Origin of the sequence: Amycolatopsis sp. CB00013 (assembly GCF_001905755.1) — a bacterium.
Classification (GTDB): Bacteria; Actinomycetota; Actinomycetes; order Mycobacteriales; family Pseudonocardiaceae; genus Amycolatopsis; species Amycolatopsis japonica.
Genome location: NZ_LIWC01000001.1, coordinates 1,562,837 through 1,580,497, shown reverse-complemented (window position 1 = coordinate 1,580,497; position 17,661 = coordinate 1,562,837). Strand labels below are relative to the sequence as shown.

Below are 17,661 nucleotides of genomic sequence, written 5' to 3'. Positions count from 1 at the left end.
TCAGTACTCCACTTCCTGGCCGCGGCGGCGGATCACGGTGATCTCGTCGCGCTGGCTGCCGATGGGGCCGTAGTAGTTGAAGGCGTAGGTCATTTGGGCATGGCCGCCCGCGAGATGCGTCGGCTTGATGAGCAGCCGGGTCATCGAGTTGTGGTAGCCGCCGCGCTTTCCCTTGCCCTTGCCGCTCTTTTCGGTCTTCGGGACGTTCACGGTGCGTTCGGGGGAGTGGTACTGGAACACCGTGCCCTCGGGCATCCGGTGGCTGACGACGGCGCGGGCGACGATCACGCCGTTGCGGTTGACGGCCTCGACCCAGTCGTTGTCAGCGACCCCGATCTTGGCGGCGTCCTCGATGCTCATCCAGATCACCGGACCACCGCGGGAGAGCGCGAGCATGAGCTCGTTGTCGTGGTACATCGAGTGGATCGACCACTTCGCGTGCGGAGTGAGGAACCGGACGGTCACGCCGCCGTCGGCGAGTTCGCCGGGCTTTCCGAAGTGCCGGGCCATGTTCAACGGCGGCCGGTAGCCGGGCAGGTGCTCGCCCAGTTCGGCGACCCAGTCGTGCTCGACGAAGAAGTGCTGCCTGCCGGTGAGGGTGTGCCACGGCTTGCGCCGTTCGACGTTGATGGTGAACGGCGAGTAGCGGCGCCCGCCCTTTTCCGAGCCGGACCACTCCGGGCTGGTGAACACCGGCTGCGGCGCCTCCTGTGTGGACGCGTACGTGACGTGATCGGTTTCGTGCCCTTCGATCAGGTCGGTGAACTGGTGCCCGGTCCGCTTTTCCAGTTGCTGGAAGCCTTCGTGGGCAACGCGGCCGTTGGTCGTGCCGGACAGCGCGAGGATCGCCTCGCACATCCGGTCCGCTGTGGACAGTGACGGGCGGCCGGCGAACGGGCCGTCGGTCACGACTCCGTTCTGGTGGCGCAGGTACTCCAGCTCGGTGGTGACGTCGACGGTGATGCCCTTGGTGGTGGTTCCGAGCTTGTCCAGCAACGGGCCGACGGCGCGCATCTTCGCGCCGATGAGCGTGTAGTCGCGTTCGATCTCGACCAGTTTCGGCATCGTCACGCCCGGCACCGGTTCGCACTCGCCGCGCTTCCAGTCCCGGACCCGGCCGGACGGCGTCGCGAGCTCGTCGGGCGTGTCGTGCTGCAGCGGCGCGGCGAGCACGTCGCGGCGGGTCCCGAGGTGGTTGACCGCCAGCTCGCTGACCTTGTCGGCGATGGAGAGGAAGGCGTCGTAGTCGGTGTGCACCTCGCCCGGCGGGGCGACGGCGGGAGAGAACGCGTGCACGAAGGGGTGCATGTCGGTGGTCGAGATGTCGTGCTTCTCGTACCAGGTGGCGGCGGGCAGGACGACGTCGGAATGCAGGCCGGTGTTGGTCATCCGGAAGTCGATCGCGGTGAGCAGGTCGAGCTTGCCGGTGGGCGCTTCGTCGCGCCACGCCACGTCGCGGGGCCGTTCACCGGGGCCGCATTCGTCGGCCGACGCCAAGGAGTCCACGCCGAGCAGGTGCTTCATGAAGAACTCGTTGCCCTTGCCGGAGGAACCGAGCAGGTTCGCCCGCCACAAGGTCAGGCAGCGGGGGAAGTTCGCGGGGTCGTCCGGGTCGTCGGCGACGGCCTTGAGTCGTCCCGCGCGCAGCTCGGCGACGATGTGCTCGCTCGTGCTCAGTCCCGCGGCCGCGGCCTCGTCGGTGAGGTCGAGCGGGTTGCGGTCGAACGCGGGGTGGCCCGGTGACCAGCCCATGCGCTGGGCGGCCGCGACGGTGTCGGCGAACGCCATACCCGCCAGCCGTCCCTGACCCAGCGGGGAAGCGAGCTCGTCGGCGGACACCTTCTCGTAGCGCCATTGGTCGGTGTGCAGGTACCAGAACGGGGTGCTCGCCTGGTGCCGCATCGGTCGCTGCCAGTCGAAGGCGAAGCTCATGTGCTGCTGTCCGGTGATCGGCCGCGCTTTCTCTTGGCCGACGTAGTGCGCCCAGCCGCCGCCGTTGACTCCTTGGCAGCCGGTGAGGGTGACCAGCGCGATGAAGGCGCGATAGGTCATGTCCGAGTGGAACCACTGATTGGCGCCCGCGCCGAGCGCGATCAGCGAACGGCCGCGGCTGCGCTCGGCGTTGCGGGCGAACTCGCGCCCGATCTTGGCCGCCATCGCCGCGGGCACACCGGTGATCCGCTCCTGCCACGCGGGCGTGTGCGGGGCGTCGGCGTCGTCGTACCCGGTGGGCCATTCGCCGGGAAGGTCGCCGCGACGGACGCCGTACTGGGCCATGATGAGGTCGAAGACACCGGTGACGAGGTGCTCGCCCACGCGCGTGACCGGGACACCGCGACGCATAGTGGCACCGCCCTCGGTCTCGCCGATGTCGAACCGGGCGAGGTCCACGGGAACCTGCCCGGTGGCGTGATCGAGCACGCCGAGCGCGGGCACGACGTCGCCGAGGTCGAGGTTCCACCGGCCTTCACCCTCGGGGCCGTAGCGAAACCCCAGCGACCCGCCCGGCACCACCGGCGCGCCGGACGCATCGTCGAGCAGAACGGTCTTGTGCTGCGCGCCAGGGTCTTCGTCGCCGAGGTCCGCGGCGGTGAGGAACCGGTCCGCGACATAGACGCCCGGTTCCCGTTCGCGAAGCGTCACCAGGAAGGGCAGGTCGGTGTAGGACCGCACGTAGTCGGTGAAGTAGGGGACCTGGCGGTCGCGGAAGAACTCGGTGAGCATCACGTGGCCCATGGCCATCGCCAGTGCCCCGTCGGTGCCGGGCTGCGGGGCGAGCCAGTCGTCGGCGAACTTGACGTTGTCGGCGTAGTCGGGGCTGACGGCGACGACCTTGGTGCCGCGGTAGCGGGCCTCGGCGAGGAAGTGGGCGTCCGGGGTGCGCGTGACCGGGATGTTGGAGCCCCACATGACCAGGTAGGTGGAGTTCCACCAGTCGCCGGCCTCGGGGACGTCGGTCTGGTCGCCCCACACCTGGGGTGACGCGATCGGGAGGTCGGCGTACCAGTCGTAGAACGACAGCAGCGTGCCGCCGAGCAACGCGTGGTAGCGGGTGCCCGCCGCGAAGGACGCCATGGACATCGCGGGGATCGGCGAAAATCCGACGACACGGTCAGGGCCGTGGGTCTTGGTGGTGTACACGTGCGCGGCGGCGACCATGGTGGTCACCTCGTCCCACGAGGCACGCACGAACCCGCCGCGACCGCGCTGTCCTTTGTAGACGCATGCCTTACGCGGGTCCTCGACGATATCCGCCCACGCCGCGACCGGATCGCCGAACCGCTGGAGGCCGGCCCGGAACATCGTGATCAGCGAGCCGCGCACGTAGGGGTGCCGGACCCGGGAAGGCGAGTACTCGTACCAGGAAAACGACGCGCCGCGCGGGCAACCCCGGGGTTCGTAGTCGGGACTGTCCGGTCCCGTGGTCGGGTAGTCGGTCGCCTGGTGCTCCCACGTGATCAGATCGTCCTTGACGAAGACGTTCCACGAGCACGAACCGGTGCAGTTGACCCCGTGGGTCGACCGCACGACCCGGTCGTAGCTCCATCGGTCGCGGTAGAACGACTCCCATGCGCCGGAATCGATCTGGTGCAGCGTCCGTCCGTGGTCACCGACCGTCTCCTTGGTCAGGAAACGACGGGCACCGAGCAGCGGCCCGTGGCCGGGAACGTGATCGTTCGCAGGGGCAGGATGGGAAGACACGGGACGCGGCTCCTTCGGGTGATCCGGACACCGGGACAGAGGCGGGTGACCGGTAAGGCATCACCTATGTTCGGCGAGAGCCGCCCGCCGATCACCAGGCGAACGTCCCGCACCGAGGGACCTTCGGTCCCGTCCTGCCGGGCTACCGTTCGACGAGGCCGGTGGCCAGCAGGATCACGCCGAGCGAGCCGACGAGCGCGGTGATGGACGCGGCTCGTGCGGCGGCGGGCCGGTGCTTCGCCTGCGCGAGGCCGTGCACCGTGGCCGATGCTCGGACAAGATCAGGATGGCGTTGGTGACCGCGCCCAGCAGCAGGGCATGCAGCGCGACCCAGCTCGGTAAACCGAGCACTTCGTGCGCGGCCAGCAGTACGACGGCGACGGCCAGCCAGCCCAGCACCACCGCGTTGGCCCACACGAACAGCGGCCCTCGCGGGCGCGCCGCGGTCGGTGGCGCGAGATCGATCCGAGGTGTTTCGTCCACGCGGTCAAGGAAGCCGGACGGCGATTCCGCCGGAAGGGACGTTCGACCCGCGAGGACGGGACCGTCGATCTCTGTCGATCCGCCGGTTCGGTTCGCATCCTTGGGCTGTCCACTACTTACGACGAGAACGTCCGAGGCGACATGACGACGCACGTGACAACGCCGGGCACGGATCCGGCCATGGGCAACAAGGACGAGAACGACGACGGACCGCCGGTCGGTCGACGGATGCTCATGCTGGCGATCGCGACCGTGGGGTTCGCGGTGAACTTCTGGGCATGGGCGTTGCTGAGCCCACTCGGCCCACTGTTCAAAGAGGACCTCGGGCTGAACTCCTTCCAGCAGGCGTTGCTGGTCGCCGTACCCGTCGTGGTCGGCTCGGTGGGGCGGATCCCCGTGGGCGTGTTGACCGACCGGTACGGCGGGCGCGTGATGTTCCCGCTGGTCTCGGCGGCGACGATCGTGCCGGTGCTCTTCCTCGGTCTGGTGGGGAACACCTCGCTGGCAGCCCTGCTGATCGGCGGCTTTTTCCTCGGCATCGGCGGCACCGCGTTCGCCGTGGGGGTGCCGTTCGTCAACGCCTGGTTCCCGCCGCAGCGACGTGGGCTGGCGATCGGCGTGTTCGGGGCAGGCATGGGCGGCACCGCGATCAGCGCCTTGACCACCGTGCAGCTCGTGGGCGCCGGCGGAGCTGCGACACCGTTCGTGATCACGGCCGCGGTTCTGGCGCTCTATGCCGCCATCGCGTTCCTGTTGCTGCGGGACGCGCCAGGCCGGACGGTGCCGACCGAACCTGCCCTCCGCCGCCTGGCGGACACGGCTCGTTTGCCCATCACGTGGCAGGCCTCGGCGCTGTACGCGGTCGCTTTCGGCGGCTACGTCGCGTTTTCCGTCTATCTGCCCGCTTATCTGAAGGCCGCCTACGGGCTCACTCAGGCCGACGCGGCCAACCGGATGGCGGGCTTCGTGCTCTTGGCGGTCCTGATGCGCCCAGCGGGTGGGTGGCTGTCCGACCGGATCGGACCGGTGCGGGTCTTGGCCGGAGTCTTCGCGGTGGTCGCCGCCGCGGCCGCGGTCACGGCGTTCACCCCTGCCCTGATGCCGCTCGGCACGATCGCCTTCCTGTCCATGGCCGCCGCGCTCGGCGCCGGCAGCGGCGCGGTGTTCGCGCTCGTCGCTCTCCTGGCCCCAGGGAACAAGGTCGGTTCGGTCACCGGGATCGTCGGTGCCGCAGGCGGTCTGGGCGGATTCGTGCCGCCGCTGGTGATGGGTGCCCTCTACGGCGCGTTGGGCTCGTACGCGGTGGGCTTGTCCGCTCTGGCCGCGGTCGCCGGCGGCGCGTTGGCCTTCACCGCCACTGCGGTACGCCGCGCGATCGCCGAGCGTGAGGCACAGCCGGCCGACTAGGTACCTGAGCGCCGCCCGGTTTATGACGGGGCTAGTCAGTATCGAGTCCTCGCTCCACATGAAAGGCATCGCGAGGGTCTACGACCATGTGACTCCGCTGATGCGTCGTCAGATTCTGCAAGCGCTCGAGACACGTTGGATCGGGTCGTTGGTCGCGCTCACCCGAGCGAGCCGACGAAGCTGGGGGAGTGGTTCCCACATCTGCAGGCCACGTTCGATGACATGCGGCTCGAGACGGGTCCGAAAGACCATCGCCATTGAACGACTGAAGCCCCGCCCCTCCGAGAAGGAGCAGGGCTTCTGACCTGCGAAAACAGATGGTGCGCGATACTGGGATTGAACCAGTGACCTCTTCCGTGTCAGGGAAGCGCTCTCCCGCTGAGCTAATCGCGCGAGGTGGAGACGGGATTCGAACCCGTGTACACGGCTTTGCAGGCCGTTGCCTCGCCTCTCGGCCACTCCACCGTGTCAGGCCCGAGAGGGCCTTCCGAGCGGATGACGGGATTCGAACCCGCGACCCTCACCTTGGCAAGGTGATGCGCTACCAGCTGCGCTACATCCGCACATCCTCGGTCTGGATGGGAGTTCAGAGCCTCGCGGTTCTGTCTCTCACCCCGTCGCCGTGGTGTGTGTGAACACTATCCGATCCCGAAAACGGCCCCGCAACCGGGGTGCCACTTGCTGTTCGCAAGGCCGTCATCAGGCCAGATCGTTGGGAATCAGGTGCGTCAGGGCGTCGTCGACGTCGACCCACAGATGCTCGTTGCCCGGGAGCACGACGTCGTAGGTCCGGTCGAGGAAGTCGGCCAGCTCCTGAGCGGACGCCTCGAACATGGCGTGCCCGGACGGCGAGTTCAGTTCGATGAGGACGGACTCGGGGTCTTCGACGGAGGGGCGGATGCGTACGTCGCCGTCGCCCGCGTCGGCCAGGAGGCCGTCGGCGAGGAGATCGCGCGCGTAGACCCACTCGACCCAGCCGGCGCGGCCGGTGCGGAAGGCGGCCACGACCGCGTACGGGTCGCGAGTGTCGTATCGCAGTTCCACCTTGACCGGAACCGCGGGGGTCCGCGGCGCCAGGAGGTCGAACACCGCCGTCGAGCGGAGCGTCACGTGATCGTTGCGCATCGTCCTACCCTTCGTCTCCTTCCCGGCCCGGTCGAACCGAGTGGCGATGATGTGACGTATCGGCCGGCTGATCGGAACGCGGTTTTGCCGCAGATCACCCGGACGGGGTCATCGGACCCCGGGTCCATACTCCGTCACCCCATCATCACCCGCGCGACGCGCAGCCCTACATGCGCCCTGCAGGCAGTCCACATGTACATACTGCGCGGTTTAGTCGTCACGCGATAGCACCGTCGCACGAATGTCGAAACGCGTCGCGGGCGGCCCCCGGCCGTGACAACCCCGACTAGCTCGTGGTTGTTCGCTCCGTATTTGCTGGTGAGCGGAGTGTGGTCGGAGGGAACCACCCGTTTGCAGGCCCCCTAAAGTCGTGGGGTAGAGTCTGCCGGACACCGCGAGCGGGCGATTAGCTCAGCGGGAGAGCGCTTCGTTCACACCGAAGAGGTCACTGGTTCGATCCCAGTATCGCCCACCGGATGAAGGCCCTGGACCATCGGTCCGGGGCCTTGATTCATTCTCGGCCGCTGTCGGCGGTGAGCCGTCCGGAGGCATTCGATCCCCAGGTCGGACGCGGGTTGTGTGGGGGCGGTACTTCTGCCGTCGCGGGCGGACCGGCCAGTGCGGGCGAATCCACTCGGGGCGATCGCGGGCGCGGGGGTGCCGCCGGTTCGAAGATCCCCGAAGCCCACCCCTCCGGCCGGTGTGGACATTCGCCGGAGATCTCGTGTCGCGACGCGAAAATGTCGCATGATCCGACCATTGAGACTTCTTTGTGATCCTCGGCACGAAACGTCCGTGCAAAGGTCCAGACCACGAAGAAAGTGATGTGGGGCATGGTCGGGCGGGCTCACTCGTCCGGCTCCGGCCGAGGGGTCGCCGTGACGCTGACGTGATGTGACGAAACGCCACGCCGGTGACCGATTGACAAGGTAGGTCGGCGCGCGGTGGGCACGTCCGGCGGGCCGTGGTCCTCGCGGGGTGTGAAATCCACAGTGGACCGGCCGGAGATCGACTCGCGCGAACCGTCCATTGTGGAGTTTTCCGGGCTGTTCGGCCGATCGGGGAACCGGTGCTCCAAGTGGCCGCGAGTCGTGGGAATTCGTGACTACTTTGAGTAGTTGTTCGGAGGATACGGTCTATTACGCATCGTCATCATCTTGTTATCAACACGGCATTCATTTGCCGGATGCTCGCCCAGGGTGTGGCTGGAAATCCTTGTAACGATGGCCGGAGAGTGGCCGATACCTTGGCGTGTGTCGCCCCATCGGCCGCTGAGAGAGCTTGAGAATTGATCACTCTTCGAGATCAGTCTCATTTACTCAGCGTGTTGATCCGGCGTTCGGGAATCCCCACTCCGGGAGGTCTGATGGAAGAGTCGGTGCGGCCGTCGTCCACCGTCAACGGGACGCCGCAGCACATCGACCTCCAGTCGATTCCGCTTCCCCCGCAAAGGGGCGCGGGCGATGCCGCCGCGGTCGACACCACGTCGGCGCGGCCCCCTTACGCGGCTTGGGAATCGCGCTACCGCGCCTGGGTCATCGGTAGTGACGTTTTCACCGCGTTCGTGCTCATCGTGATGAGCGCCTTCTTGATCGATCGATCCGATCCGCACGACATGCACGCGCTCGGTACCGCCGCGGCCTTCCTGTTCGGGCTGTCGGTCTGCCGTGCCTGGAGTCCGCGTGTACTGGGCGAGGGTGCGGAGGAGTACCGGACGCTGGGGCGCGGCCTCGTGGCCACCGCCGTCCTCGTCGCGTTGGGCGGCCTGCTCTTCGGCGCGCTCGCCGTGCAGCCGTGGGTCTTCATCGTCGTCCCGATGATCTCGGTCTTCATGTTCCTGCAGCGGTACGCGCTGAGACAGGTGCTGCACCGGCGCAGGCGGCTCGGTGAATGTCTCCTTCCGGTGCTCGCGGCGGGAAGCCCCGACACGGTCGCCGATCTGATCGCCCGCACGAAGGCCGATCCTCATGTCGGCTGGCGTGTGGAAGCCGTCTGTACGTATTCCGGTGCCGGCGCGGAGCGGGGGAGCGGCGAGGTGGAAGGCGTCCCGATCGTCGGGAAGCTCGACGACCTCGCGGGCCACGTCCGCCGCGGCGGTTACCGGGTGGTCGCCGTGACCGCCGATCAGCACTGGAACCCGAAGCGCCTCCAGCGGCTCGCCTGGGACCTCGAAGGAACGTCGGCCGAGATGGTGGTCGCGCCGATGCTGATGGAGGTCGCCGGGCCCCGGTTGAACGTCTCCGGCGTGCTCGGCATGCCGCTGCTGCGGGTGACCGCGCCGATGTTCACCGGCGGCCGCCGTCTGGTCAAGGAAGCGCTTGACCGGTTCGGCTCCGCCTTGCTCCTCACCCTCTTTTCCCCGCTGCTGCTGGCGATCGCGGTCGCGATCAAGCTGGACGACCACGGCCCGGTGATCTACCGGCAGCGTCGCGTCGGCCGCGACGGGCACACCTTCACGATGCTGAAGTTCCGCACGATGGTCACGAACGCCGACAAGCTCAAGCAGGAGCTCCAGTCGGACAACGAAGGCGCGGGCCCGTTGTTCAAGATGCGCAAGGATCCGCGGGTGACCCGGGTCGGCGGTCTGCTTCGCCGGTACTCCCTCGACGAGCTGCCGCAGCTGCTCAACGTCGTGAGCGGGCGGATGTCGCTCGTCGGTCCCCGTCCGCCACTGCCCGAGGAGACCGCGAAGTACGCTCCCGACGCGCGCCGCCGTCTCCTGGTCAAGCCGGGGCTGACCGGCCTCTGGCAGGTCAGCGGCCGCAGTGACCTCAGCTGGGCCGAGAGCATCCGCCTCGACCTGCGTTACGTCGAGGACTGGTCGCTGGCTCTCGACCTGGTGATCCTTTGGAAGACCTTCCGCGCGGTGGTGCAGGGACGAGGTGCCTACTGACGCTTTCCTGTGACCGGACCCACACGCAGAGATAGTTGAGCGAGAAATAGTTCAGCGCTCAACTAGGTTGGGACGGGTACAGGACGCGTACGGAAGGAAGATCCACCCATGACCACCAGCGTTGAGCCGACCGAAGCCTTGAACCTCCCGCAGGACGTTCAGGACCTGTTGTTCCGCGAGGCCCGCACCGCGAACAACTTCAGCGACGAGCCGGTGACCGACGAGCAGATCCGCGCGATCTACGAGCTGGTCAAATGGGCCCCGACGTCGATGAACAACCAGCCGCTGCGCGCGCTGGTGATCCGCACCGAAGAGGGCAAGAAGCGGCTGTCCCCGCTGATGTCCGAGGGCAACCGCGCCAAGACCGAGGCCGCGCCGGTGACCGTCGTGCTGGCCGCCGACACCGAGTTCCACGAGAACCTGCCGCGCACCTTCCCGCACTTCCCGGGCGCCAAGGACCTGTTCGCCGACGAGGCGGGCCGCGTCGAGACCGCCAAGCTCAACGCGTTGCTGCAGGTCGGTTACTTCATCATCGGCGTCCGCGCCGCCGGGCTGGCCGCCGGCCCGATGACCGGCTTCGACGCCGAGGGCATCGACAAGGAGTTCTTCGCGGACAAGCCGTGGAAGTCCCTCGTCGTGATCAACGTCGGCAAGCCGGGCGAGAACCCCTGGTTCGACCGCCTGCCGCGGCTGGACTTCGACGAGGTCGTCGAGACCGTCTGACCTCGTTCCTCGATACGCGAAGGCCTTCTTCCGATGGGAAGGAGGCCTTCGTGGTGTTAGGGGTAATGCGCGTGAGCCGCGCCGCACCTGACGACTAACATCACGGGAACCATCCGCTTTAACCGCGAGGAGTCCATCGTGTCCCAGCCGTCGTCAGTAGCAGCCGCAACCGCCCCGCGCGTGGTGGTACCGGCGGGCACTACGGCGGGCACCGCGGTCCGCGAAGCCGGGCTGCCGACCAAGGGACCGGACACGATCGTCGTCGTGCGCGACGCCGAGGGGAACCTCCGCGACCTCTCCTGGGCCCCGGAGGCCGAAGCCGAGGTCGAAGCCGTCGCGGCGAACACCGAGGACGGCCGCAGCGTCATCCGCCACTCGGCCGCCCACGTGCTCGCCCAGGCCGTGCAGCAGCAGTTCCCGCAGGCCAAACTGGGCATCGGCCCGCCGGTCAAGGACGGCTTCTACTACGACTTCGCCGTCGACACCCCGTTCACCCCGGAAGACCTGCAGGCGCTCGAGAAGCGCATGAAGCAGATCGTGAAGGGCGCGCAGCAGTTCTCCCGCCGCGTCTTCGACTCGGTCGACGAGGCCAAGAAGGAACTGGCCGACGAGCCGTTCAAGCTGGAACTCGTCGACATCAAGTCCGATGTGGACACCTCCGAGGTGATGGAGGTCGGCGGCGGCGAGCTGACCATCTACGACAACCTCGACCCGCGCACCAAGGAGCGCGTGTGGAGCGACCTCTGCCGCGGCCCGCACGTGCCGACCACCAAGTTCATCCCGGCGTTCAAGCTCACCCGGGTCGCCGCCGCCTACTGGCGCGGTGACGACAAGAACCCGCAGCTGCAGCGGATCTACGGCACCGCGTGGGAATCCGCCGAGGCCCAGGACGTCTACCTGGAGCGCCTGGCCGAGGCCGAGCGGCGCGACCACCGCAAGCTCGGTGTCGAGCTGGACCTGTTCTCGTTCCCCGACGAGATCGGCTCGGGGCTGCCCGTGTTCCATCCCAAGGGCGGGATCATCCGGCAGGAGATGGAGAACTACTCGCGCCAGCGGCACGTCGAGGCCGGGTACGACTTCGTCTACTCGCCGCACATCACCAAGGGCGCGCTGTTCGAGACCTCCGGTCACCTCGACTGGTACCGCGACGGCATGTACCCGGCGATGCACCTCGACGCCGAGCACAACGAGGACGGTTCGGTCCGCAAACCCGGCCAGGACTACTACCTCAAGCCGATGAACTGCCCGTTCCACGACCTGATCTTCCGTTCGCGCGGGCGTTCCTACCGGGAACTGCCGCTGCGGATGTTCGAGTTCGGATCCGTGTACCGCTACGAGAAGTCCGGCGTGATCCACGGCCTGACCCGCGTGCGCGGGATGACGCAGGACGACGCGCACATCTTCTGCACCCTGGAGCAGGTCCCCGGTGAGCTGAAGTCCCTTTTGGACTTCGTGCTGAACCTGTTGCGCGACTACGGTCTCGACGATTTCTACCTCGAACTGTCCACTCGGAACGACGAGAAGTACATCGGTTCGGACGAGGTGTGGGACGAGGCGACCGAGGTGCTCCGCGCCGCGGCCGTGGACTCCGGGCTGGAACTGGTGCCGGATCCGGGTGGCGCCGCGTTCTACGGGCCCAAGATCTCCGTGCAGGCGAAGGACGCGCTGGGCCGCACCTGGCAGATGTCGACCATCCAGCTGGACTTCATGCTGCCCGAGAAGTTCGAACTGGAGTACACCGCGGGCGACGGCAGCCGTCAGCGTCCGGTGATGATCCACCGCGCGCTGTTCGGCTCGATCGAGCGGTTCTTCGGCGTGCTGACCGAGCACTACGCGGGCGCGTTCCCGGCGTGGCTGTCGCCGGTCCAGGTGGTCGGCATCCCGATCACCGAGGACCAGGTCGAGCACCTGCGCGGGGTCGAGAAGGCGCTGCGGGCCAAGGGGATCCGGGTCGACGTCGACGCGAGCGGCGACCGGATGCAGAAGAAGATCCGCACCCACACCACTCAGAAGGTGCCTTTCATGCTCCTGGCGGGCGCGAAGGACGTCGAGGCGGGAGCGGTGTCGTTCCGGTTCCGTGACGGCGGCCAGATCAACGGTGTCTCGGTGGACGACGCGGTCGAGGCGATCGCCGGCTGGGTCCAGCGCCGTGAGAACGCTTCGCCGACCGTGGCGGGCTTGGAGGCGGTACTCCGGTGACGGGCCTCGATGGCCCTGACGTCGTCGGACAGGACGGTGTGGGGGTCCCGGACGCGTTGCAGCGCCTGTGGACCCCGCATCGGCTCGCCTACGTGCAGGGGTCGAAGCGGCCTGACGAGGGATGCCCGTTCTGCCATCTCCCCGAGAAGAGTGACGAGGACGCGCTGATCCTCGCGCGGGGGAAGACGGTGTACGCGGTGCTGAACCTGTACCCGTACAACCCCGGTCACCTGATGGCCGTGCCGTACCGCCATGTCGCGGACTACACGGACCTGACGCCGGAGGAGACCGTCGAGGTGGCGGAGTTCACCCAGCACGCGATGCGGGTGATCCGGGAGGTGTCGTCGGCGCACGGGTTCAACATCGGGATGAACCAGGGCGTGATCGCCGGTGCGGGCATCGCCGCGCATCTGCATCAGCACGTGGTGCCGAGGTGGGGTGGCGACGCGAACTTCATGCCGGTGATCGGGCACACGAAGGTGTTGCCGCAGTTGCTGGGGGAGACGCGGCAGCTGCTGGCGGACGCCTGGTAGGTCCGGCCGGTGGCTGATGTCATGAAAGGGTCGTTCAGGACGAAAAACGTCTTGAACGACCCTTTCATGACACTCGGGGTCCTCAGGCGTTGAGCGCGGCCTGCAGCTCGATGTCGATCTTGACCTTCTCGGACAGGAAGGCGTTGCCCTCCGGGCCGATGCCGAAGTCGCGGCGGTTCACCGTGGCGGAGGCCGAGACGCCGAGGGTGGTGGCGTTGTCGTTGGCCGGGTTGGTGCCGATGCCGTTGAACTCCGCCTCGAGCGAGACCGGGACGGTCTTGCCGCGCCAGGTGAGCTCGCCGTCGATGACGTAGTCGCCGCCGTCCTCGCGGATGCCGGTCGAGCGGAAGGTGATGACCGGGTGCTCGTCGACGTGGAAGAAGTCCTCGGACTTGAGGTGCGTGTCACGACCGTCGACGCCGCTGGCGACCGACGAGGCGTCGATCTCGACGGTGACCGACGAGTCGAGGATGTTGTCGGCGGTGACGACCTCACCGGTGAAGGCGGTGAAGTTGCCCCGGGACTTCGCCAGGCCGAGGTGCTTCACGGTGTAGGCGATGTCGGAGTGGGCGGTGTCGATCGTCCACTTGCCTGCGACGTAGCCCGGGATCTCGGTGGTGGTCATGTGAGTCGATCTCCAAAAAGTCTGTGTGCGTTCGTGGTGAACCCTCGTCTGGTTGAGCGCTCAACAACGACTGTAGCGCAATTTGGTTGAGCGCTCAACCAGGGGTAGAATGGGCGTCATGTCCGAACCCCGATGGCTCTCCGACGAGGAGCAAAAAGTCTGGCGCGACTTCTCCGCGGCCACGCGGATGCTGCAAGCGCACCTGGAGGGCCAGCTTCAGCACGAGGCGGGCATGCCTCACACCTACTACGAAGTGCTCGTCGCCCTTTCCGAGGCGCCGGAGCGGCGGCTGCGGATGAGCGAGCTCGCCGACGCGCGCAAGGCGTCGCGCAGCAGGCTCTCGCACGCGGTCGCGCGCCTCGAGGCGAACGGCTGGGTGCGCCGTGAGTCCTGTCCCACCGACAAACGCGGTTCCTGGGCGGTGCTCACCGCCGACGGTTTCGCCGCGCTGGAGGAGGCCGCGCCCGGGCACGTCGAGGCGGTCCGCGAGAGCCTCTTCGACCCGCTGACCCCCGAACAGGTGAAGGCGCTCGGCGAGATCAGCGCCGCCGTACTGCAGCGGCTGTCGCCGAAATGCGCCGCCGCCGAGGCGGAATTGGCGCTGCGGGAAGAGAGTCTCGCGGACCTCGCCGGCTCGGCCGAACTGGCCAAAGCGGACTGACCTGGAGCCGGTCCAGGGGCGGGCGCGACGACGAGTGTCGGTGCGGGTGGATAGGCTTCGGGCGGCCACCCGACCCTGCTGCTTTAGGTGCACCTGAAGAACCGATGCTCAACATTTTCGCGCGCGCCTCCGTTTCCCGCGTCACCGACCCGATGGGGAAGGTGCTCGTGCGCGCCGGTCTGACCCCCAACGCGATGACCGTCATCGGCACGGCCGGGGCGGTGCTGTGCGCGCTCGGGTTCTTTCCCAACGACATGCTGCTGTGGGGCACCTTCACCGTCTGGGGCTTCGCGATGCTGGACCTGCTGGACGGCGCGATGGCCCGCGCCCGCGGGTACGGCACGGCGTTCGGGGCCGTCCTCGACGCGACCTGCGACAGGCTGGTCGACGGCGCGTTGTTCGCCGCGATCGCCTGGTGGTGCTTCGTCCACGACGACAATCGCCCGGCCGCGGCCGCCGCGCTGATCTGCCTGGTGCTCGCGCAGGTCATCTCGTACGTCAAGGCCCGCGCCGAGGCCTCCGGGCTGGAGGCGGACGGCGGCCTCGTCGAACGCGCGGAACGCCTGATCATTGCCCTCGTGGGAACCGGACTGCACGGTCTGGGCGTTCCGTACACCGTGGACATCACGCTCTGGCTCCTCGCGGTGCTTTCGGTGATCACCCTGCTGCAGCGGACGGCCGCGGTGGCCAAGGCGGCGAGGGCCGCCAAGGCGGCGGGGCCACCCGCCGCGGAGGGCGGGGCATGAGCGGGTTCTCCCAGCGGCTCGGTGACCTCGGCTACGCGACGGGCTGGCGGCTCGCGCGCTGGCTGCCGGAGTCGATGGGCTCGGTGACCTTCGGGCTGGGCGCCGATCTGGCCGTCCGGCGGGACGGCGGCGGGGTGCGCCAGCTTCGGCGCAATCTCGCCAGGGTCGTGCCGCAGGCGGACGGTGTCGAACTCGACGAACTGACCCGCCGCGCGATGCGGTCCTACGCCCGCTACTGGCACGAGATGTTCCGGCTGCCCTCGATGGACCACAAGGAGGTCAGCCGCAAGGTCGCCCAGTCGATCACCGGCGTGGAGAACCTCGACGCGGCCCTCGCCGAGGGCAACGGCGCGGTGATGGCGCTGCCGCACAGCGGCAACTGGGACGCCGCCGGCGTCTGGCTCGCCGACTATCTCGGCGGTTTCACCACGGTCGCGGAGCGGCTGAAACCCGAGTCGTTGTACCAGCGGTTCGTGTCCTACCGGGAATCGCTCGGTTTCGAGATCGTCCCGCTGACCGGCGACAGCTCCGCGATGCGCGTGCTGCTCAAGCGGCTGCGGGAGAACAAGGCGATCTGCCTGGTGGGGGACCGGGACCTGACGAACTCCGGCGTACCGGTCAAGTTCTTCGGCGAGCAGACCAAGATGCCGGGCGGGCCCGCGCGGCTGGCCGCCACCACCGGCGCCGCGCTGATCCCGGCCGGGTGCTGGTTCACCGAGGACGGCTGGCAGATCCGCCTGCACCCGCGGATCCGGGTCACGAACCGGTCCGAGGTCCCGGCGGCCACCCAGGCGCTGGCGGACATCTTCGCCGGGGACATCGCCGCGCATCCGGCCGACTGGCACATGATGCAGAAGTTCTGGCTCTCCGATTTCGAAGCCGGGGAACAGGCCGAACCCGGCGAAGCGAGCTGAGCGGATGGCTCAGTCGCGGGTCATGAAGATCGGGATCGTCTGCCCGTATTCGTTCGACGTGCCGGGTGGCGTGCAGGGACACGTCATCGATCTCGCGAAGGCGCTGCTGGCGCGCGGGCACCAGGTCTCGGTGCTCGCACCGGCGGACGAGGACTCCGACGTCCCGGATTTCGTGGTCCCCGCCGGGAAAGCGCTCGGCATCCCGTACAACGGCTCGGTCGCACGCCTGCAGTTCGGCCCGGTGTCCTACGCCCGCGTGCGGCGATGGATCCGCGACGGCGACTTCGACGTCCTGCACCTGCACGAGCCCGCCGCGCCGAGTCTTTCCTTGCTGGCGCTGAAGGTCGCGGACGGCCCGATCGTGGCGACCTTCCACACCGCGACGACGCGTTCGCGCACACTGGCGGCGTTCCAGCCGGTGCTGCGGCCGCTGCTGGAGAAGATCACCGCGCGGATCGCGGTTTCGGCGCTGGCCCGCCGGGTCCAGGTCGAGCACGCCGGGGGTGACGCGGTCGAGGTGCCCAACGGCGTCGACGTCGACTTCTTCTCGCGCGCGCTCCCGCTGGACGGCTACCCGCGAGCGGGTGGCACGGTCGGTTTCGTCGGGCGGTACACCGAGCCCCGCAAGGGGATGGGGGTGCTGCTGGAGGCGTTGCGGATGCTGCTGCCGGAGTTCGAGGAGCTGCGGCTGCTGGTCGTCGGCCGCGGCGACGCCGATCAGCTCCGGCGCGAGGCCGGGCCGGAGCTGGCGCCGCACATCGATCTGCTCGGCCAGGTCGACGACGAGACGAAGGCGCGGGCGCTGCGCAGTGTCGACGTCTACTGCGCGCCGAACACGGGCGGCGAGAGTTTCGGGATGATCCTCACCGAGGCGATGGCGGCGGGAACGCCCGTGCTGGCGAGCGGCCTCGACTCGTTCCGCCGGGTCCTCGACGACGGCAAGGCCGGGATGCTGACCGAGACCGGCGACGCGGCGGCGCTGGCCGACGGGTTGCGCGAGCTGCTCGGAGACCCGGCCCGCCGGGCATCGCTGGCGGCGGCCGCTGGGGAGCGCGTCGCGATGTTCGACTGGTCCGTGGTCACGACGCAGGTCCTGCGGGTGTACGAGACGGCGATCGCCGCCGACCCCCGGCGGGTCGGCGCGGGCGAACGCGAGTTCAGCCGGTGACGACCTGGGTGTGGATCGGCGGTGTGGTGGCCGCGATCGTGGTGCTGGGCGGGTTGTTCCTGCTCGCGACGGCGAACCGGCTCGACCGGCTGCACGTCCGCACGGACGCGGGCTGGGCGGCCCTCGACGCCGCCCTCGCACGGCGCGCCGTCGTCGCGCGGGCGGCCGCCGCGATCCTCGGTGACGACGAGCTACGCACGCTGGGCGAACGCGCCGAGCGTGCGCCGAGGCCGGATCGCGAAGCCGAGGAAAGCGAACTGACGCTGCGGCTGGCGCGCGTCGATCGTGCGGCTCTGCCGTCGACGCTGGCCGAAGAGCTGACCGACGCCGAGCACCGTGTCGTCATCGCGCGCCGCGTGCACAACGACGCCGTCCGGGACACCCTGCATCTGAGGCGGCGCCGGAAGGTCCGGTACTTCGGCCTCGCCGGGACCGCCCGGCTTCCGGAATACTTCGAGATCGCCGAGCCTGAACTTTAGGAG

The 17,661-nt window shown here is 68.4% G+C and carries 14 protein-coding genes and 4 tRNA genes; 11 read left to right on the top strand and 7 right to left on the bottom strand.

The window, feature by feature from the left end; genetic code table 11:
• Nucleotides 1–3,702, bottom strand: a complete 3,702-nt coding sequence (locus tag AMK34_RS07080) for a nitrate reductase subunit alpha (RefSeq protein ID WP_073843745.1) — start codon at nucleotides 3,700–3,702, stop codon at nucleotides 1–3.
• Between the two features lie 174 nt (nucleotides 3,703–3,876).
• Nucleotides 3,877–4,185 carry a hypothetical protein gene (locus tag AMK34_RS43125; protein WP_198941638.1) on the bottom strand — a complete coding sequence of 103 codons (309 nt, stop codon included), beginning with the start codon at nucleotides 4,183–4,185 and terminating at the stop codon, nucleotides 3,877–3,879.
• A 180-nt stretch (nucleotides 4,186–4,365) separates the two neighbouring features.
• Here AMK34_RS43125 and AMK34_RS07070 point away from each other — a divergent pair, with 180 nt between their 5' ends.
• Nucleotides 4,366–5,592 (top strand): MFS transporter, encoded by a 1,227-nt coding sequence (locus tag AMK34_RS07070; protein ID WP_073844636.1) that lies wholly within the window; start codon nucleotides 4,366–4,368, stop codon nucleotides 5,590–5,592.
• Between the two features lie 318 nt (nucleotides 5,593–5,910).
• Here AMK34_RS07070 and AMK34_RS07065 read toward each other — a convergent pair.
• The 4 genes from AMK34_RS07065 to AMK34_RS07050 all read right to left on the bottom strand — a co-directional run bounded on the left by AMK34_RS07065 (nucleotide 5,911) and on the right by AMK34_RS07050 (nucleotide 6,717).
• Nucleotides 5,911–5,985 (bottom strand) — tRNA-Val (locus AMK34_RS07065).
• A gap of 1 nt (nucleotide 5,986) precedes the next feature.
• Nucleotides 5,987–6,057: transfer RNA gene (locus AMK34_RS07060), tRNA-Cys, on the bottom strand.
• Between the two features lie 25 nt (nucleotides 6,058–6,082).
• A tRNA-Gly gene (locus tag AMK34_RS07055) sits at nucleotides 6,083–6,155 on the bottom strand.
• A 136-nt stretch (nucleotides 6,156–6,291) separates the two neighbouring features.
• Nucleotides 6,292–6,717 (bottom strand): SsgA family sporulation/cell division regulator, encoded by a 426-nt coding sequence (locus AMK34_RS07050; protein WP_005159130.1) that lies wholly within the window; start codon nucleotides 6,715–6,717, stop codon nucleotides 6,292–6,294.
• 400 nt (nucleotides 6,718–7,117) lie between these two features.
• Here AMK34_RS07050 and AMK34_RS07045 point away from each other — a divergent pair.
• The 5 genes from AMK34_RS07045 to AMK34_RS07025 all read left to right on the top strand — a co-directional run bounded on the left by AMK34_RS07045 (nucleotide 7,118) and on the right by AMK34_RS07025 (nucleotide 13,065).
• Nucleotides 7,118–7,189: transfer RNA gene (locus AMK34_RS07045), tRNA-Val, on the top strand.
• Nucleotides 7,190–8,083: 894 nt separating this feature from the next.
• Nucleotides 8,084–9,610: a sugar transferase gene (locus tag AMK34_RS07040; protein ID WP_038512453.1), complete on the top strand. Its 1,527-nt coding sequence runs from the start codon at nucleotides 8,084–8,086 to the stop codon at nucleotides 9,608–9,610.
• 108 nt (nucleotides 9,611–9,718) lie between these two features.
• Nucleotides 9,719–10,333, top strand: a complete 615-nt coding sequence (locus tag AMK34_RS07035) for a malonic semialdehyde reductase (RefSeq protein WP_016334785.1) — start codon at nucleotides 9,719–9,721, stop codon at nucleotides 10,331–10,333.
• Nucleotides 10,334–10,471: 138 nt separating this feature from the next.
• Nucleotides 10,472–12,532, top strand: a complete 2,061-nt coding sequence (gene thrS / locus AMK34_RS07030; protein ID WP_073843743.1) for a threonine--tRNA ligase — start codon at nucleotides 10,472–10,474, stop codon at nucleotides 12,530–12,532.
• The gene (locus tag AMK34_RS07025) at nucleotides 12,529–13,065 is read left to right on the top strand and encodes an HIT family protein (RefSeq protein WP_037338994.1); all 537 of its coding nucleotides are present in this window, start codon (nucleotides 12,529–12,531) and stop codon (nucleotides 13,063–13,065) included. The genes thrS and AMK34_RS07025 overlap by 4 nt, the downstream gene beginning before the upstream one ends.
• An 82-nt stretch (nucleotides 13,066–13,147) precedes the next feature.
• On the opposite strand, the gene AMK34_RS07020 is transcribed toward AMK34_RS07025, so the two are convergent.
• Nucleotides 13,148–13,690, bottom strand: coding sequence for a YceI family protein (locus tag AMK34_RS07020; protein WP_038512463.1), 543 nt, complete (start codon nucleotides 13,688–13,690; stop codon nucleotides 13,148–13,150).
• A gap of 118 nt (nucleotides 13,691–13,808) precedes the next feature.
• Here AMK34_RS07020 and AMK34_RS07015 point away from each other — a divergent pair, with 118 nt between their 5' ends.
• The 5 genes from AMK34_RS07015 to AMK34_RS06995 all read left to right on the top strand — a co-directional run bounded on the left by AMK34_RS07015 (nucleotide 13,809) and on the right by AMK34_RS06995 (nucleotide 17,658).
• On the top strand, nucleotides 13,809–14,351 hold the full coding sequence (locus AMK34_RS07015) for a MarR family winged helix-turn-helix transcriptional regulator (RefSeq protein WP_073844634.1): 543 nt from the start codon (nucleotides 13,809–13,811) through the stop codon (nucleotides 14,349–14,351).
• A gap of 104 nt (nucleotides 14,352–14,455) precedes the next feature.
• Entirely contained in the window at nucleotides 14,456–15,097 is a 642-nt protein-coding gene (gene pgsA, locus AMK34_RS07010) for a phosphatidylinositol phosphate synthase (RefSeq protein ID WP_016334780.1), read from the top strand.
• Nucleotides 15,094–16,011 carry a phosphatidylinositol mannoside acyltransferase gene (locus AMK34_RS07005; RefSeq protein ID WP_038512466.1) on the top strand — a complete coding sequence of 306 codons (918 nt, stop codon included), beginning with the start codon at nucleotides 15,094–15,096 and terminating at the stop codon, nucleotides 16,009–16,011. The genes pgsA and AMK34_RS07005 overlap by 4 nt, the downstream gene beginning before the upstream one ends.
• 22 nt (nucleotides 16,012–16,033) lie before the next feature.
• Nucleotides 16,034–17,179, top strand: coding sequence for a glycosyltransferase family 4 protein (locus AMK34_RS07000; protein WP_072030876.1), 1,146 nt, complete (start codon nucleotides 16,034–16,036; stop codon nucleotides 17,177–17,179).
• Nucleotides 17,176–17,658, top strand: a complete 483-nt coding sequence (locus AMK34_RS06995) for a hypothetical protein (RefSeq protein WP_038512470.1) — start codon at nucleotides 17,176–17,178, stop codon at nucleotides 17,656–17,658. The genes AMK34_RS07000 and AMK34_RS06995 overlap by 4 nt, the downstream gene beginning before the upstream one ends.
• Nucleotides 17,659–17,661: the final 3 nt, after the last annotated feature.

Coding starts and splice junctions, on each gene's coding strand:
- AMK34_RS07070 (WP_073844636.1), top strand. CDS start 4,366: ATGGGCAACAAGGACGAGAACGACGACGGACCGCCGGTCGGTCGACGG.
- AMK34_RS07050 (WP_005159130.1), bottom strand. CDS start 6,717: ATGCGCAACGATCACGTGACGCTCCGCTCGACGGCGGTGTTCGACCTC.
- AMK34_RS07040 (WP_038512453.1), top strand. CDS start 8,084: ATGGAAGAGTCGGTGCGGCCGTCGTCCACCGTCAACGGGACGCCGCAG.
- AMK34_RS07035 (WP_016334785.1), top strand. CDS start 9,719: ATGACCACCAGCGTTGAGCCGACCGAAGCCTTGAACCTCCCGCAGGAC.
- AMK34_RS07020 (WP_038512463.1), bottom strand. CDS start 13,690: ATGACCACCACCGAGATCCCGGGCTACGTCGCAGGCAAGTGGACGATC.
- AMK34_RS07015 (WP_073844634.1), top strand. CDS start 13,809: ATGTCCGAACCCCGATGGCTCTCCGACGAGGAGCAAAAAGTCTGGCGC.
- pgsA (WP_016334780.1), top strand. CDS start 14,456: ATGCTCAACATTTTCGCGCGCGCCTCCGTTTCCCGCGTCACCGACCCG.
- AMK34_RS07005 (WP_038512466.1), top strand. CDS start 15,094: ATGAGCGGGTTCTCCCAGCGGCTCGGTGACCTCGGCTACGCGACGGGC.
- AMK34_RS07000 (WP_072030876.1), top strand. CDS start 16,034: ATGAAGATCGGGATCGTCTGCCCGTATTCGTTCGACGTGCCGGGTGGC.